This window comes from Calothrix rhizosoleniae SC01, assembly GCF_900185595.1.
GTDB lineage: Bacteria > Cyanobacteriota > Cyanobacteriia > Cyanobacteriales > Nostocaceae > Calothrix_A > Calothrix_A rhizosoleniae.
This window is the reverse complement of sequence record NZ_FYBH01000294.1, coordinates 1-16853: the sequence shown is the minus strand read 5'-3', so window position 1 is coordinate 16853 and position 16853 is coordinate 1. Positions and strand designations below refer to the sequence as shown.

The window sequence follows — 16853 nt, the reverse complement described above, 5'->3', positions numbered from 1 at the left end:
AGCTCACGAATGATAATTTGTCATGATTTTCTAACTTATAGCTATAGATATTACAATTAAGAACTAATGGCTCATAGCCCATTACTTATATTTGATGTATGTTGAGTAAAAGTAAAGCTAATCAGCTTGAATTGCTCCCCTTGACATCAAGTATTGTGAGTGCAAAAAGATTACCAGAAACTACTGCCCACGTCAGGATCCTTCGTCAATCTTGGCAATATGGTTTACTTGAAGGTGAAGTGAATGCAGGTGATTTCGCATGGCAATTTCAGTGGCATTTTCGCCGAGGAGAATTGTCTGTGAAACCTTCCCAAGGTCGTGCTTTAATCAAAGAACCACTCGGTCGTTTTTTAGAACAAAAGGATTACCAATTAGAACCGGGAGGGGATTATAATTTTACAATTAGGGCAGAGTTGTAGCAATTCCCAAGTCGCAATTATAATCAGTGAGAGTTTGCAACTTATACAAATAAGCTGTCATGCATCTAATTTACTAGTTTTGACTGACGCGGAGACACGGAGAGGACTTGAGCATTTTTATCTTGTTTTGAGAATATACAATTAAAATGCGCATCAGCTTACCAATTATTTGGTCGGAAGTGAAAAGTATTAATTACTGATATTTTCTTATTTCAGTGATTGAATTTGTTCTCATCTTTCTGCCTACTGAGAATATATAACAAGATTTTTTTATACCATTTTCCTAAATTCTGACTATAGATAATTCTCCCCTTGCTCCCTGCTCCCTGCTCCCTGCCCCCCTGCTGTCTATGTGTAGCTTTATTTTGGATAATTGATATTACTTGCCTACACTCTGAGGACAATGGCAAATTTTATCTTGTGCAAAAATTGGTTTATGGACAAATTATACCAGGGAAAAAGTGAAGCACATAAATTCTACGCGCCGACGAATCATCCAAATAACAGGCTTTATAGGAGGGGGTTTTCTTGCTGCTATTTTTGCTAGAGAAATATGGCAAACTTCTTCTTCTCGAAAGAAACCAGGTTTTTCCGATAAACCTAAGTTCTCTCCATTCTCAACACCAACACCAAGCCCAACCAAATTAATGCTAAAGTCATTTGCTTTTGAAACTGTCACTGTAGATGCAAGTGGAAGCATCACTAACCGTCGTAACCAGGAAGCACAATACTTCACACAAGACTTGGGGAATGATGTCACCCTAGACATGGTGCAGATACCAGAGGGAACCTTTACTATGGGTTCGCCAGCAGAGGAAGAAAAGGAAGAAGAGAGAAGAGATTATGAAAACGGACCACAGCATCAAGTTACGGTTCCTGGGTTCTTTATGGGGAAGTATGAAGTTACCCAAGCACAATATCAGGTAATTATGGGTAAAAATCCTTCCTACTTCCAAGATAAAAAGCGACCTGTGGATAATGTATCTTGGCATGATGCGACGGAATTTTGTAACCAGCTGAGTCAAAAGACAGGACGCACCTATCGTTTACCCAGTGAAGCAGAATGGGAATATGCTTGTCGTGCTGGAACTACTACACCATTCTACTTTGGGGAGACGATTACCACTGAGTTAGCTAATTATGATGGGAAATATCCATATGCTTCTGCTCCTGAAGGTAAAGATCGCAAAGAAACAACAGATGTAGGTATTTTTCCGCCTAATGCCTTTGGTTTATACGATATGCATGGGAATCTGTGGGAGTGGTGTCAAGACACTTCGCACAAAAATTATCAAGGCGCACCCATAGATGGAAGTGCGTGGATTAGTAATGATAATCGTAATCGTATAATGCGGGGTGGTTCCTGGAGCAGCCCTCCTGAGGTGTGTCGCTCGGCGATTCGCTCCCACGTCGGCTCTGGTACTGCCTTCGGTCATCTTGGGTTTCGGGTATGTATGGTATTGGGGTGAGTACTTTTTTATGAAACCCAGAATTATATATGTATAGGTTTTAATTTATTGGTAAGTCACGCAGAAAATAAAAGCGATCGCTATTCATATTATCCCCTTTATCTCTTCCCAAGTAGCCTGTTAAGGGAGAGGAAAGTTCAATTAACATTTCATACATTTCTTTCATTGTCAGGGGTTGTGGTGGTTGTGAAGTGACATATGCACCATGTAAGGCTTGTACTCCAGCAGACTTTTGATTGGCGTTTTGGATATAATTTTTGACAATGGTGATCAGGTGCGATCGCAATTTTATATGCTGATTGACTTTTTTTACATATTCATTAACTTTTTTATCAGCTAAACCAAAGGGTTCGTTTTGCAAACACTGCTTAAGTTCTAAAAGATTAATAGAACCCTTGTATTGTGCTTGTAGTTCTACAAGTTCTTGTAATGTTTCCGGACTAATGACATTCATATGATTTTCTGTAGCTGTTCTCAGAGCGAAACGATTTAGTTTTCCAGCAGCAACGATTAATTTAATAGACTTGTCATATTGGGATTTACCCAAATTGCTTATACCTATTCTCAAAAGTTGTGCTGGTGTACCATCAGATACTTTTTCTAATTTGCTGGCTTTACATTCACCTACTACTGGATATGGATGTTCACAATACAGATCCATTCCACCTGCACCCCCTGCTCCTTCTGGATTTATTCCAGAACCAGTAAATCCTAATTTCAGTAATGCTTTACGGACTAATTTTTCAAATTTATGTCCATCGCTGGAGTTACCGACTTTTGCGATTGTTTCAATCCAAGCAAAATCAGAGTCAATTAGTTGTCTAGTATTTTGACTACTCCAACCTAAGAAGACTTTGATATCATCATCTAACTGTTTTGCTCCTGGATGGGAATTGTTTGTTAATAAAACCTGCAATTCTTCCAGTTTGGGATGTACGGGTGATTCTAAATTTTGTAATTGTTGTTTGCGTTGTGCAAAAGTGCGATCGCTCAAAACTGGCGTAGAATTAGTAACAGTTAAAGGTAAACTCACAAATTTTCCGATTTTGTCGTTATTTTGAGGATTCGCTGCTACTTCATGAGGTTGAGCAAGTTTATGAACGCGCAAATAAGCTAAGAAGATATTTTGTTGCTGTTGTAATATTTTCTCTAAAACTGCTGGTGTCCATATTGTTAGTTTAGATAAAGCTTCTAAAGATATAGCATCATCAATAATTTGGCATTGTTCACATTTTGCCCAAGCTTGTATGGTAATTTTTTCTAAAGTACTTACATTTAGATTAGTTTGTGCAACTGTTAGAAAATTTGAGCGATAATACTGCTCAATTGAAAATGGAATATTCAGTATATTGCTAGGGTAAAGACTAAATTGCTGTCTAGGGCGAAGAAACATCCTGGATAAAGCAGCAATTGTTCGTCCTTGTATTAATGCTTCAATATCAGGGGCGGGTAGACACAATGCTGTAGAAATTGCAATCTGTGAGTTCATTATTATTTAGTGAAAGGTAAATTATCGATTTCTTCGGCAATCTCTTCAATGCTTTTATGAATATTTTTATTGATACTCTTGGTAATGTTTCCAAGACCTTTATTAATGTTTTGAGTAACATTTTCAACCTTTTTGGAGATTAATATTGGTGATTCATGATCAGTTAAGCTTTCAGACTCTTCTCCAGAATTATTGCTAGTTTTATTGATATACTCGGTAATATCTTTAGGAGTCGTCATTGGTAATTCATCATCAGTTAAATCGTCAGGTTCTTCTCCAGAAGGATCACTGAGAATTTCTCGAATGAGTGGATTATTAATTGCTAGTTTATTTTGCTTAATGAAATTAACAATTTGCTCATCATTTAGTTCATAATCTTGACATTTATAAACAAATAAAAGAGCTAAAAGAGGTTTAATATCTTCTTTTCTTAGTCCTACCCATTCTCCACCTAATTTATTTAATAGCTCATCTAAACATTTTCTTGCTTGTATAGCACCAACACCAATTTGTTTAGAACGCACCAAGCAACCTCGTGTTAATTTAAATTTCTTATAATCAATTAATCTTTTCAAAGATGCTAATACACCTACACCACCAGATTTTTGAAGAACATCGACTCCGATTTTTACTTTTCCTTTATTACCAACAATTTTAAAATCTATATGTGGATCATTTACTTCTTCAATTACTTGTATTGTGACTCCCTCTACTGTTTCTCCCTTCAAACTTTTAAATCCTAAGCGCAATGCATTAGCAATAGCAGCTTCATCCTCAAATAAATCCTTGATAGAAGCTTCAACATTTTCTAATTCTTGTTTAAAGTATGCCTCGACAGGATCTATAGGATATATGGGCGAATTTATATTCTCAGCACACCATTTTAAAACTGCTCTTATAGTCGGTTTACTTTTACCTAAACTTCTCAATTTATTTTCATCAAATGGATAAAGAGGATGGGGAGGAACTATTTGATGAGTATCATAAAAATCTTTTAACCACTGCCAAACAAGAGCAACAACATCATCCGAATTAAGATATTTTAAATTAATAGGTTGTCTCTCTACTTGTTCGCTAGTTAATCTATCCATCACAGCTTCTGCTTGCGGTAAAGCCCTGATTTGGTCATTCCAAGTTTCAGGATACATTACTAATAGTAGAACACCTTTTGTCAAATTGTTGTATAAATCTTTTATTAAACTTGCAATTACCTGTGCTGTTGTGAAAGCAGTATCAGCAACTTCAGTATTATCTAATTCATCAAAACAAATTACTGGAATCCTATAATTGCTGATAATATTTAAAATTTGCCGTACATGATTTAATGCGTCTGCGTCCTTATTTTCACTTTTGTGATTTGGTAATCCCATTGCATCAGCTTGCGCCTGGGTTAACTCTAAACCAGATAACCAAAAGTTTGCATAATTACTATGTGTAGATGATAAAGTCCACACAATTGCTTTTACCAGATAAGGATTAGTTATTTCTGGTTTAGCTTGTAAAATAATTTCTGTTAACCTATCAACTACTTTATTTGAATGTTTCTCAAGCCATTTAGGAAATTCATTAATATATTGTTGTGGTGTATATTTCCATTGTTTACTTTCATTGATTAATGCAGCTGCTATTTCTTGCCACTGCATAACATTTTGATTACCAAGAACTCTCAGACTAAAGGTAAGACTTTGCAAAAACTGATATTTAATTTGATTTAAATTATCATACCTATTCACATAAATGAATAAAGTTTGATTCTTTGCTTGTAACTTATGTCTGATTCGGCTGATAATATGACTTTTACCTAGCCCTTTTTCTGCAGTAATTGTAATACCTACAGTTTTTCTTTCTCCCTGATAAATCTTTTCTACAGCATCAAATACTGCATTGGAAGCATGAGCATTGATGGAAGGAACATCAGGAAAATTCTTACCCCAAATTTGAGCCGGTCTAACTACAGTATGACCTGCAAATGGATTATAATTTTGAATTAATTCATCAACTTGAGAAGTATGAGAAATAGTTACAGTCATGGTTTAATTCACCCAGTAAATAAATAGAAAAATGTTATTGATATCGCTACGCAATTAGGTTATATTAATTCTGTATAAAAATGTGCCAATATTACTTATTATTTATTACTTATTACTTATTACTTAGCAAAAGTCTGGCGTAACAACGCAATCCATCAAGTTCAGTGCTGATAGAATCTTCAATCTTGTCTGGTGCGCTGTCTTCGACAGTACCCCCTTGTAATTGGAAAATATCGTTAGCTTGCATTTCCAAAAGCCACTCATTAAAATCAGAACGACTGACTCTTTCGCCTATTTGCCGACGAATGCGATAAATTGGTACTAAATGGTTAAAGTTATATTCCTGGTTGAGTTTCTCGTAAACTTGAGTCGCTACTGATGCAAATTCTAAGTAAGATGGAATCACACTATTTGCATTACTCTCGTTTATTAATGCAGATGTACTAACTACCGCCCCATCCATCTGATTAATCCACCTTACTAAAGCATTCGCTACCCAAGTACCAATAATCGTCCCTGAGAACTGAAACCCAGCACTCCTGAATGTTTCACTCAATACCTCTAAACCAGTGGTAGAAACTAGGGTGTAACCTTGTTTAGAGATAGCGATCGCACCTTGCTTTTCTAATTTTTCTAATGTATTTTGATAGTCTGCAACCCTCTTGCCTTTACTAACAATTCGCTTACTTAATTGCCCTTTTTTTACTTCTACCTGCGTACCTCCCAAATCCCACAAAGCCAGCAGAATACGAGCTTTATCCTGATTCTCACTAATGTGTGAATCAGAAGTTTTAGTCTTATTTTGTACCATTTTTAATAAACTTATACTTAATACGCTAAGTATAGTTTTACTCCCAATTTATTAACTGGAGTAAAAATACTGAAATATTTTGCTGGAGTTCTATAGCACTACGCAACAATGTTAGCTCTGAGTGAAGTCAAAGGGCTAACATTGTTGAAAACTCAAACCGATGAGCAGTGAACTTATTACTTATTACTTGCATGTAGCGCTATAAATATAGATAACAAAGAACCCCGACTTTTTGGTAAAATCAGGGTTCTGATAAATTATAAATAAAAATCACCAATTCTCTTCTAGTAAAAATTCAAATTCATAGCGTAAAGATTGTATATCTGCCAATCTTGCTACTAGTAAATTATCCTTTCCTGCATCTTGTAAACGAGATTTCCAGTAAATAATACTATCTGAATTATTTAACCAAAATTGAATTACTGTATCAACTACTCGGTCTAAATTCCAATCTACTTTTGGTGGTACTGCTTCCACTGATGCAATTAAAGCATCTAAAGTACAAGTATGAGTGGCTATATATTCAATACCTTTATTTTCAGACGTTTGAGCAATTGTTTGTTGGCGATCAAAAAAATTTAAAACATGAGAGACTCCTACAATATTAAATGTATATTCCATCTTAATTGTCTCCAGGTAATTTAAACTATCAATCAGTAGTATGGTCTTGTATTTACCCTGCACTGGAAATGTACAGCTTCTTGCAGCAAGAGATTTTTAATAGTTATCATTTTCTCCATTGATAAATTCAGTAAAGCGCTTGAGTGTTTGACTCGAACACTAAACTATGATGAAAAAGATGGATAACTATTAATTGTGGTTAACAATACTTGTTCCTAAAATGAATGAGTAAATCGTTTTACGATTAATGATTTTATACAACTGAACTATTCTCGATTATAAATGTAGGCAATCTACATAGTTATTTAGCAGTCATAGAGCGAGAGTGCTAATATTCCAAAGAGTATTTAATTGTTTATTAATCATATTATAAACCAAAAATAATCAAATTTCAATTAGCACTTAAAGAGTCAGAGTGCTAATCATAAAAAACAGATAGAATAGGATATTGCGAAGTTTAATTTGTATGAGAAAGGGGGCAAATACTATTTTTTATATTCCCTTGAATTTAGTCTTAACAGACATCAAAGGAGAGATGGCAGCCTTGTGTGGTGCTGCTTTGTGGGCTGTGGCATCATTGGTATATGGTCGTTTGGGAAAGAATATTGCCCCACTACACTTAAATTTGTTGAAAGGGGCAATTGCGATCGCCCTACTTTTAATTACAATATATTTCAGTGGCGGATTAATTCCCGATATTGCCCCTATATCCATCTTTTTGCTGTTAGTTAGTGGGTTGATGGGTATTGCTTTAGGGGATACGGCTTTTTTTGTAGCAATTAATTCCTTGGGTGTACGGCGTGCTTTATTGATGGGTACTTTAGTCCCACCCATAACCGCGATCGCTGCTATGATATTTTTGCAAGAACGGCTAAATATGCTCGCTTGGTGGGGAATTTTCATCACTATTTTAGGTGTTGCCTGGGTAATTTCCGAGCGTGTAGCTGAAACGGAGAATAATTACGCACATCATTTGATTAAAGGGATTAGCTATGGTTTATTAGCTGCGATCGCGAATACAATCGGTGCTTTGCTTTCCCGCGTCGCCTTAGCAAATACAACTGTTACCCCCATTTGGGCTGCCTTATTACGATTAATTGGAGGGGAATTGGTGCTATTAGGGTGGTTGTATTTACCCCAGCAACCCAGTAATTTTCAGTGGCAAATTCTTTACTCACGGCGAGCGATCGCGGGAATTTTTTTCGCGGCTTTTATTGGTACATATCTAGGTATTTGGTTACAGGTAACAGCAATTAAATTTACACAAACCGGAATTGCTACCACCTTATTGCAAACTAGTCCCTTATTTGCAATTCCCTTAGCAATGTGGATGGGAGAGAAAGTCAGTTGGCGAGCGATCGCAGGGGTCTTGGTAAGTCTGGGAGGGGTTGCACTGTTCTTTTATAGCAAGTAATGCCGGATTTTCGATTTTCGATTGTGAAAGAGTTACGACATAAGCTTTTCTTTCTTTCCATCTATCGCAATCATTTTTCTCTCTTAGTATAAAACCATGTTTTGTTAATTGCTGAGGTTAATCAACAGCAACATACCCAGGATAACCAATACCTACAGTTAATTTTTGAGGAGATAGTTACCAAATATCACAACAGAGTTAGAATAAAGTAAGCGTCTCTACAGTCAAAATTATGCACATAGTATCTCAAGCTATTGATTGTTTTGAGATACCGAGGAGGAAGCTATGAAAGCTGAAAATAGTCCTAACTTAAATATTCCCCACTATGACCCCCATATCATTCCAGGGGAAACCGCAGCACGTGCAGCTAGAGAGGGTAAGCATTTTGGTCATGTTGACCATGATGACCCTGCAGATAAGGAAAATATACATACCCGAGATGGCTATACTATTGACCAAGAAGGACTGATTAATAACTATGCAGTTGAACCGGAGATGTATATCTCTGAGCCTGGAGACTCAAAACAACAGGAACAAGAACGTAAAGCTCAACGCCTTCATCAACTCGAAGAACTAAGGGAAGATGAGGAAGGTTTATTGACTATGGAACATGACTTGCGTCATAGAGGACCTGGAATAATCTAGTAACCCAAGGCGGAAATCATCATAATTTTGGATTTTGGATTGACTCCATATCTAAAATTAGGGGTTTGTATCCTTTTATTTTTTGGTCAAAATTCAAAATTCAAAAGTTTCCTGCTCATATGTTTTAGCAGTCAATAATGTCCTCAGCTAATTGCGTAGTGCTATACAAATATTTTATTTCCTGATAATTATTACCAGGGATTTTTTTATACATGAGTATTTTATAAAGTAAAAATCTGCTTATTTCTACTCTCCAAGAACTCACTCTCTAAAAGTCTAAACTCCTTATTCTTCAACTCGATATCCCAATTCTGCTAGGCGAATCCGAGACTGTCGCCATTTAGGTCTGACTTTAACGAAAAGTTCTAAGTATACTTTCCCTGCAATTAGCTTTTGGATTTGTTGTCTGGCTGCACTACCAATAGATTTGAGCATCGATCCACCCTTACCAATCACAATCCCTTTTTGGGAACTTCGCTCTACGTTAATAGTTGCAATCACACGGGTAATACTGGGTGTTTCTTCTACTTGATCGATGGCGATCGCAACTGAGTGGGGTATTTCTTCCTTGGTTAACAATAATATCTGCTCGCGGATCAATTCACCCATAATAAACCGTTCTGGCTGGTCGGTGACTAAATCCGGTGGGTAATAGTATGGTCCAGGTTCTAAATGTTGAATTAATAATTGTTGCAGTTCGGGTAAATTAGTCCCGGTTTTAGCGGAGAATTTTATTGTTTGCCATTGATGGGTTACTGCTAATTCAGCGTAACTGTCATCGATTGGCTGACTATCAATGGGTTGTTGGTCTACTTTATTTAAACCTAAAATTACTGGTGTAGGAGAGTTCTGTAACAACTCAGCAATGTAGCGATCACCTCCACCACACTGAGTAGTACTATCTACCACAAATAACAGTACATCCACTGATTCAATAGCTATTTTAGCATTTTGGACTATTACCTTACCTAATTGATGATGGGGTTTATGAATCCCTGGTGTATCGACAAAAATTAATTGTGCTGCTGGAGTGGTTAAAATTCCTCGCAGGCGATTGCGTGTAGTTTGGGCGACAGGGGAGGTAATGGCAATTTTTTGACCTACTAGGTGATTCATTAAAGTAGATTTACCGACATTTGGGCGACCAATAATACCGATAAAACCTGATTTAAAATTGGGAGGAGCCTGAGGAATTGTTACTTGCTCTGGAAGAGAGAAGATGTCATTTTCCGAACTATTCACTGGTTATTCCTCCGTTTTATTTTATGAAGATGATAAACAATAGTGTAGGTGATAGCTCTAAGATGTTCTTGCTTGTCAACTTTCATCTTTATAAACTTTGCTTCGATGACCTATTTCTACAACTATTATCAATAGAACATCGTCAAAAATATCATATAACACACGGTAATCGCCTACTCTAACACGATAAGCATTTTCTCTATTTTTTAGCTTTTTTACCCCATTAGGACGTGGCTCTATGGCTAATTCATCAATTTTTACTTGTATGCGTTTTTGAATTTCTGGTGGTAACTTATTGAGTTGCTTTACAGCTCGTGTAGAAATCTCAACTGTATAGCTCACGCAACGTCCTTTTTCATTTCTTTTTTAACTTTTTCCCAGGGAATAGTACCATTAATCTGTATATCTTCTTTAGCTTCATCATAGGCTTTTAAATCTTCTTCATCTTCTTCATCCTCAATTTTTTTCAATAAAGCATAAATTTCATCTAAGGTACTGTCGTAGGCTTGGTAAAGCATGACGAGGATACCTTGAATTAATTGTTCTCTTTCTGTGTCAGTTTTCATTTTTAGACCTCTTGGCTAACTCCTAGGTTTGAGTCTATTGGTAAATTACCCATTGATCGATTTTCCTATTTGCAAATTACTATGAAATTTAGACAACAATCACTCTGGTGAATTTACTACATTCATATAAATGCTCAAGTCTTCTCTTACGTCTTTATCAAATTTCAAGCCTACCTCTGTTTCATCAGTTATTAGTAAATTATCTTTTGGTATATCTTGACCGTTTTCAGTAATTTTAATACTTTCAATTTTGACTAACTTACAGTAACCTTTTGTCTCGCTCACTAAAAAAAGACTGTCTCCAACAGACAAATTCACATCTTGTATCTTAGCTCTAGCAGCTTGAGGTTCTGGGAACCATCTTGTAACTTTACCAATTTCCTTAACTTGTCCTATTGATTTTTTTTGTTCAATAACGCGGTAAGTTACTAACTCAGCTAACGCTTGACACAAAGTTTCGACAAAATCACATAATTCTAGTAATATATCGAATCCTAAAGGAGCATCTATAAAACCCTCGTGAGCTGCATCATTACGATAATCGATAAGTTCTTTTAGTTTTATTTCCGCAGAGTATTCATTTATATGTTTATTTACCCAATTCCAAGCATTCGGTATTCCTGCATTAGTAAACAATTGTTCTAAAGCTTCTTTGCGTAAGTTCTGCTCGTGTAGCAAAAATGCATCTGGGACTAACTTATATTTATTTTCACCCTCATATTGATTTTCACCAGTTATACAAATAAATAAACTGCTAATAATATCTTTATAAAACTGACTGTTAATATTCTTATTTTTAAGTTTCAGTAGTAAGTTAGCCACACCTCTCTGGTGTGTCCCTTGAATCTCTTCATTCAAATCAGAATAATTAGGAAAAATTCGAGGTAGGTATTCTATCCATTCTCTTACTAGATTTTCGACAAAGTTTTCATAAATAGCATAGAGTCGAGTTACTACTGCACAGTTTTCGTAAACTCGCCAATCATTTTTATTTGGAGCAATTTCTTTCAGTGATGTAATTTTTTGACAATCTTCACGTTCTTGTTCCGTAATAGAACCTTCTCCAAACAAAATGTCCCTGAGTCTAAAATATGTCTGAATTATAGAACGTGTAGTAGAAATATCACCCCTCGCTTTATCCAGAATTTCTTGAAACATGAATACTTAATCTTTGATTACTTGCAAAAGCATTTCGTCAAATATTTTGATACGCTTTTGCAAATCTGATTTGGTTTTTCCCTGACCAGTAAATAGCTTTGATTCGTCTTGTATAAATATTTTTTTTGTTTCTTCAATCACTTTTTCTTTTTTATTTATCAATATATTAGTACTAGATAAATGGTTACTAAAACCAACCATAACAGCGTCATAATAAGCTTTGTAGGCTTTAGATTTCCATGCTTTTGAGTTTGGATCGAATGGTTTAAATAAATTCTCTCCATAAATATTGTGAGTGATTTTAATTGTGTCTAGGAAAATTTTTTTTAATGTATTAATATCATTATTATATAAATTGATATTCTTTCTCATATATGAATTAAGAAAATGTTCTAGTTTACCACTAAATTGCTCTATATTACGCAGTGCGAAAAAACGCAGGACTAGCTCTGCATCTTCCATTTTCTTGTATAAATTATTTTGAGCAAGCTCATCATTATTTTCAATGGGAATACCCCAGGCATTTGCAAAGATATGATTACTTGCAAGTTCCAATAATAGTTCATTTAATTTGCCAGAATATAAACAATTGCGTACCTCCTGACGACTAAGAGCTACACCTCCAGTATTAAGACGCTCAAAAGCAATCTGTTTTAAAAAAAGTGCTTCTTCCGGATCTGATGTTGATTCTGTAATTAACACAATAGATGATATTGAGCGGCGGTCAATACCTGCTTTAATTTTTTTAGGTAGTTTCTCATAAGTTCGTCCTTCTAACTCTGGCCAAAGTTCAAGTCCAGTTAGCTCTAATTTATTATCATAAAAATCCTGAATGGTAGTAATTCTTTGTTGACCATCCATCACTTCATAGGAATTATAATCTCTTTCATAAAGGATGATTGGGGGGACAGGAATATTAATCAAAAATGATTCGATTAATCGTGATTGCATTTTTTTATCCCAGCGAGATCTCCTTTGATAGAATGGTCTAATTTCCATATAACCGCTTTTTTTCAAAGATTCAGCGAAGCTGGGAAGTTTTTCACGATTTATTTCCGTGAGTATTCTTCTCTCTCCCTTTTCATATTTCCTGTTAATATCATCTTCAGACATTTTTTTTGTACCTTGTGGAGTTGATTCCTCCCACATATTTTGTTCGCTTGGCGCAAGTGACATTCTTACCCTCAACAAGAATAAATTGACTGCTGCTAACTATTTACTATGATTTTATCAACGTTAAATAATATGGAACTTCTTGCTTTTTGTGTAATTACTAAAAGCAAGAAGTATTTTCACCGATTAACGAGAATCCTTAAACCATTTAACAACACCATCAGCCATCGCCTTAGCTAACTTCTTCTGTTCCTTCTCATCCATCACCCACTCAAACTCTTCTGGATTACTCATAAAGCCCAACTCCAATAATATACTTGGTGCTTCTGCGGGACGGGTGAGTGCTAAGTTATTCCAAAACACCCCATAGGTAGGACGTTTACGCTTTTTCACTAAATAATTATGCATAAACACAGCCAAACTATGGGCTTGGGGATGATACCAAAACATACCTATACCCTGAATATTTTCCGCATCCCCTGCATCAGGTAAAGAATTGTAATGAATCGAAAATGCGATCGCTGGTTCTTCTTTAGCAATCATTTGTTGGCGAGCAACCAAGGAAACATCCCTATCGTCTTCCCTTGTCATCACGACGGTAGCACCTCGTTTGATTAACTCTTGTCGCAGCAACAGAGAAATCACTAAATTTACATCCTTCTCTTTGTAACCACTGTGTCCTATGGCTCCCGATTCCTTACCCCCATGTCCAGGATCGAGGAGAATCTTAATCCCAGATAAAGGTTTACGTTGGCTGGATTTGAGTTTGGGCGGATGACGTAAGGTTAAAACTAGGCTAGTTCCTTGGTATTTCAGCTTATAACCCCACTGTTGGTCTGTTTTGAGGTTAAAGGTATATTGTAGCCGTCCTGGAGCCACCTCCTGCCAATCCAGACGAGAAATTAACGGATCATCATCAGTGCGAATTGTGTCGGTTTGGGCGGTAGTATTATAAAGAGTGAGGGTAAAAGTTTTGTTGCCTTGTTGGACGCTGACAGGTACAGGAACTTCCAGAGGGAAAGTCATCTCTGTTGCTTGGGGAAGTTGTTTGTAACCCACACTGCGAATAATGGAACGGGGTGGGATAATATTAGATATAATCTGGGTCTCTTTGCTTTTAATCCAGGCACCATAATCTAACCTTAGCCATTCCCCTTCTTTCCCAGTAATTGTTGCTTGGGTTCCCTGGGGTAGGGGTGTGAGTCTAGAATAGTTAGTACTAGGGCCAGTGCGTGCCACTCCAGCATCTACATTAACTTCAGCAACTGATAACTGTTGTGGGGAGAGAATTTGGATATTACCAGTGCCTTCTTGGGTAAAACTTTCCCCATCTAAGGTAAGTTGAAATTTGGGTTTACCCAAATTACCAGGACTATCTACCTTTGTACAACCCTGGTATTTACTAATGTTTTTCTGGACATTAGGCTGGTTTTGTCCGGTTAAGGCGGCAAAATTGCTTGGTAGTTGTACTTGTTGATTTTGAGGTAACAGAGATATATTACGTTCCCCTAATTGTACAGATACAGTCCCATTTGGTGCAGCAATCGCACTAAAACAAATTAATTCTCCCGGCATTCTGGCAATGTCAACCGCCGGTGTTAAGGAATCTTTGGCAAAAGCTAAACCTTGGGGAATTACGGCTTGGGTAGTATTCCTAATCACCTTTACCTGGACTGTTTGATTTTCATAGCTTACAGTAAACAGGTTCTCTCCCAATTGTAAGGGCAAACTAGGGGCAAAATGACCAGACTGACTACGGACAATCACTTTACCATTGATAGATACCTTTCCTTGGGGGGGAGCCGTACCCAGGAAGAATATTTTCTCTGCTGTAGTTTTGTGATTATTTCGGGGATAAACCACTACCAAAGATTTTTCGTTAGCCAAAGCTAGGGAGGGAATAACGATAGAACCTAATACTACTAATCCTAAAAGTTGTTTCACACAAAAATAGTTGCAGCTAATTTACAAAGATTGATCAGATAAATTACCAATTGGTAATTTTGTTCGGAAAACATCCTCATTAACTTGAAAACATGACTATGGCACAATTACGGGATGTATTTATTAGCAGGTGCTTGAAATCCAAAATATTATGACTAAGTTTGTCTTCGTCACAGGCGGTGTAGTTTCCAGTATTGGCAAAGGTATTGTAGCAGCTAGTCTGGGACGTTTACTCAAATCGCGGGGCTATTCGGTATCCATTCTCAAACTCGATCCTTATATTAATGTCGATCCAGGAACTATGAGTCCTTTCCAGCATGGAGAGGTATTTGTAACTAAGGATGGTGCAGAAACCGATTTAGATTTGGGACATTACGAACGCTTCACCGATACTTATATGTCACGGTTGAACAGCGTTACCACGGGTTCTATTTACCAAGCGGTAATTAATAAAGAACGGCGCGGCGAGTACAATGGCGGTACAGTTCAGGTAATCCCTCATATTACCAATGAAATTAAGGACAGAATTGTTCGAGTCGCCAACAATACTGACTCAGATGTAGTAATTACTGAAATTGGTGGTACCGTAGGAGATATTGAATCTCTGCCCTTTTTAGAGGCAATTCGCCAGTTCCGCAAGGATGTAGGTAGACAAAATGTGCTATATATGCATGTTACTTTGTTACCTTGGATCGCTTCGGCTGGGGAAATGAAAACTAAACCCACTCAGCATTCCGTCAAAGAACTACGTTCCATTGGCATTCAACCTGATATTATTGTTTGTCGGTGCGATCGACCATTAGCCGCAAATTTAAAACAAAAGTTATCGGAATTTTGTGATGTCTCTTCTGAATGCGTTATTACTTCTCCCGATGCCAAAAGCATTTATGAAGTGCCTCTAATTTTGGAACAGGAAGGATTAGCAGAGCAAACTTTAGCACTGTTACAAATGGAACAACGCCAACCCGATTTACAACAATGGCAAACCTTAGTAAATAGGTTGTATACACCCAAGCATCGGATTGAGATTGCCATTGTCGGTAAGTATGTGCGTTTAAATGATGCCTACCTTTCCGTAGTCGAAGCACTGCGTCATGGAGCCATCGCCACCCACGGAGATTTACATTTGCGCTGGGTAAACTCGGAAAAATTGGAAACAGAGTCAGCAGAGAAATACTTAGATGGAGTAGATGGTATAGTCGTCCCTGGAGGCTTTGGTGCTCGTGGAGTTGATGGGAAAATAGCCGCCATTAAATATGCCCGCGATCAAAAAATTCCTTTTCTCGGATTGTGCTTAGGGATGCAATGCTGTGTCATTGAATGGGCAAGAAATGTTGCCGGATTAGCCAATGCCCATAGTGCTGAATTTGAAACCTACGCAGACAATCCCGTCATTAACCTATTACCAGAACAACAAGATGTAGTCGATTTAGGCGGTACTATGCGTCTGGGTTTATATCCTTGTCGCATCGTCCCCAAAACCTTGGCACATCAACTCTACCAAAACGAAGTTGTTTACGAACGCCATCGCCATCGCTACGAATTTAACAATGCTTACCGTAACCTCTTGTTAGATTCTGGCTATGTTATTAGTGGCACATCTCCTGATGGGCGGTTAGTGGAAATAATTGAACTACCAGACCATCCCTTCTTCTTGGCTTGTCAATTCCATCCAGAATTTCAATCTCGTCCCAGTGCATCCCACCCCTTATTTACAGGATTTATCAGTGCTGCGATCGCCAGGGAGTATAGTCACCCTAACGTGCAAACCCCTGTAAAAGTATCTTAAATTCAGGCTAGAGTTCATAAATATACATATTTTCAACTACATTGAATTATGTAAATTGCATAACACCATTGTTATCTATTAATTTGAGGTTGTAGGATACAACATATTGTTTGTGGTGAATTATTTTTTCCCACAAGCATAAT

At 37.0% G+C, this 16853-nt stretch carries 15 protein-coding genes; 5 read left to right on the top strand and 10 right to left on the bottom strand.

Annotation, left to right across the window (positions count from 1 at the left end; all coding sequences use genetic code 11):
- Positions 1–155: 155 nt before the first annotated feature.
- On the top strand, positions 156–419 hold the full coding sequence (locus CALSC_RS17665; RefSeq protein WP_088242630.1) for a DUF3146 family protein: 264 nt from the start codon (positions 156–158) through the stop codon (positions 417–419).
- A 461-nt stretch (positions 420–880) separates the two neighbouring features.
- The gene (locus CALSC_RS17660; RefSeq protein WP_407641948.1) at positions 881–1888 is read left to right on the top strand and encodes a formylglycine-generating enzyme family protein; all 1008 of its coding nucleotides are present in this window, start codon (positions 881–883) and stop codon (positions 1886–1888) included.
- Between the two features lie 40 nt (positions 1889–1928).
- On the opposite strand, the gene CALSC_RS17655 is transcribed toward CALSC_RS17660, so the two are convergent.
- The 4 genes from CALSC_RS17655 to CALSC_RS17640 all read right to left on the bottom strand — a co-directional run bounded on the left by CALSC_RS17655 (position 1929) and on the right by CALSC_RS17640 (position 6839).
- On the bottom strand, positions 1929–3377 hold the full coding sequence (locus tag CALSC_RS17655; protein WP_088242613.1) for a DUF1802 family protein: 1449 nt from the start codon (positions 3375–3377) through the stop codon (positions 1929–1931).
- A 2-nt stretch (positions 3378–3379) separates the two neighbouring features.
- Positions 3380–5407, bottom strand: coding sequence for a hypothetical protein (locus CALSC_RS17650; RefSeq protein WP_235006830.1), 2028 nt, complete (start codon positions 5405–5407; stop codon positions 3380–3382).
- Between the two features lie 112 nt (positions 5408–5519).
- Positions 5520–6218 carry a hypothetical protein gene (locus CALSC_RS17645; protein WP_088242612.1) on the bottom strand — a complete coding sequence of 233 codons (699 nt, stop codon included), beginning with the start codon at positions 6216–6218 and terminating at the stop codon, positions 5520–5522.
- Positions 6219–6488: 270 nt separating this feature from the next.
- Complete coding sequence (locus CALSC_RS17640) at positions 6489–6839, bottom strand: hypothetical protein (protein WP_088242611.1); 351 nt, start codon at positions 6837–6839, stop codon at positions 6489–6491.
- A gap of 466 nt (positions 6840–7305) precedes the next feature.
- On the opposite strand from CALSC_RS17640, the gene CALSC_RS17635 reads away from it, so the two are divergent.
- A complete protein-coding gene (locus CALSC_RS17635) occupies positions 7306–8253 on the top strand; it encodes a DMT family transporter (RefSeq protein ID WP_088242610.1) in 948 nt (315 codons plus the stop codon).
- A 285-nt stretch (positions 8254–8538) separates the two neighbouring features.
- Positions 8539–8898, top strand: a complete 360-nt coding sequence (locus CALSC_RS17630) for a hypothetical protein (protein ID WP_088242609.1) — start codon at positions 8539–8541, stop codon at positions 8896–8898.
- A 285-nt stretch (positions 8899–9183) separates the two neighbouring features.
- Here the strand turns inward: CALSC_RS17630 and era are convergent, their stop codons facing one another.
- The 6 genes from era to CALSC_RS17600 all read right to left on the bottom strand — a co-directional run bounded on the left by era (position 9184) and on the right by CALSC_RS17600 (position 14921).
- Positions 9184–10140, bottom strand: coding sequence for a GTPase Era (gene era, locus CALSC_RS17625; protein ID WP_088242608.1), 957 nt, complete (start codon positions 10138–10140; stop codon positions 9184–9186).
- 75 nt (positions 10141–10215) lie between these two features.
- Positions 10216–10482: a type II toxin-antitoxin system RelE family toxin gene (locus tag CALSC_RS17620; protein ID WP_088242607.1), complete on the bottom strand. Its 267-nt coding sequence runs from the start codon at positions 10480–10482 to the stop codon at positions 10216–10218.
- A complete protein-coding gene (locus CALSC_RS17615; RefSeq protein ID WP_088242606.1) occupies positions 10479–10706 on the bottom strand; it encodes a hypothetical protein in 228 nt (75 codons plus the stop codon). The genes CALSC_RS17620 and CALSC_RS17615 overlap by 4 nt, the downstream gene beginning before the upstream one ends.
- Positions 10707–10805: 99 nt before the next feature.
- Positions 10806–11864 carry an MAE_28990/MAE_18760 family HEPN-like nuclease gene (locus CALSC_RS17610; RefSeq protein ID WP_088242605.1) on the bottom strand — a complete coding sequence of 353 codons (1059 nt, stop codon included), beginning with the start codon at positions 11862–11864 and terminating at the stop codon, positions 10806–10808.
- Positions 11865–11870: 6 nt separating this feature from the next.
- Positions 11871–13040 (bottom strand): DUF262 domain-containing protein, encoded by a 1170-nt coding sequence (locus CALSC_RS17605; RefSeq protein WP_088242604.1) that lies wholly within the window; start codon positions 13038–13040, stop codon positions 11871–11873.
- Positions 13041–13163: 123 nt separating this feature from the next.
- A complete protein-coding gene (locus tag CALSC_RS17600; protein ID WP_088242603.1) occupies positions 13164–14921 on the bottom strand; it encodes an N-acetylmuramoyl-L-alanine amidase in 1758 nt (585 codons plus the stop codon).
- A 151-nt stretch (positions 14922–15072) separates the two neighbouring features.
- On the opposite strand from CALSC_RS17600, the gene CALSC_RS17595 reads away from it, so the two are divergent.
- Positions 15073–16710: a CTP synthase gene (locus tag CALSC_RS17595; protein WP_088242602.1), complete on the top strand. Its 1638-nt coding sequence runs from the start codon at positions 15073–15075 to the stop codon at positions 16708–16710.
- The last annotated feature ends 143 nt before the right edge of the window (positions 16711–16853 follow it).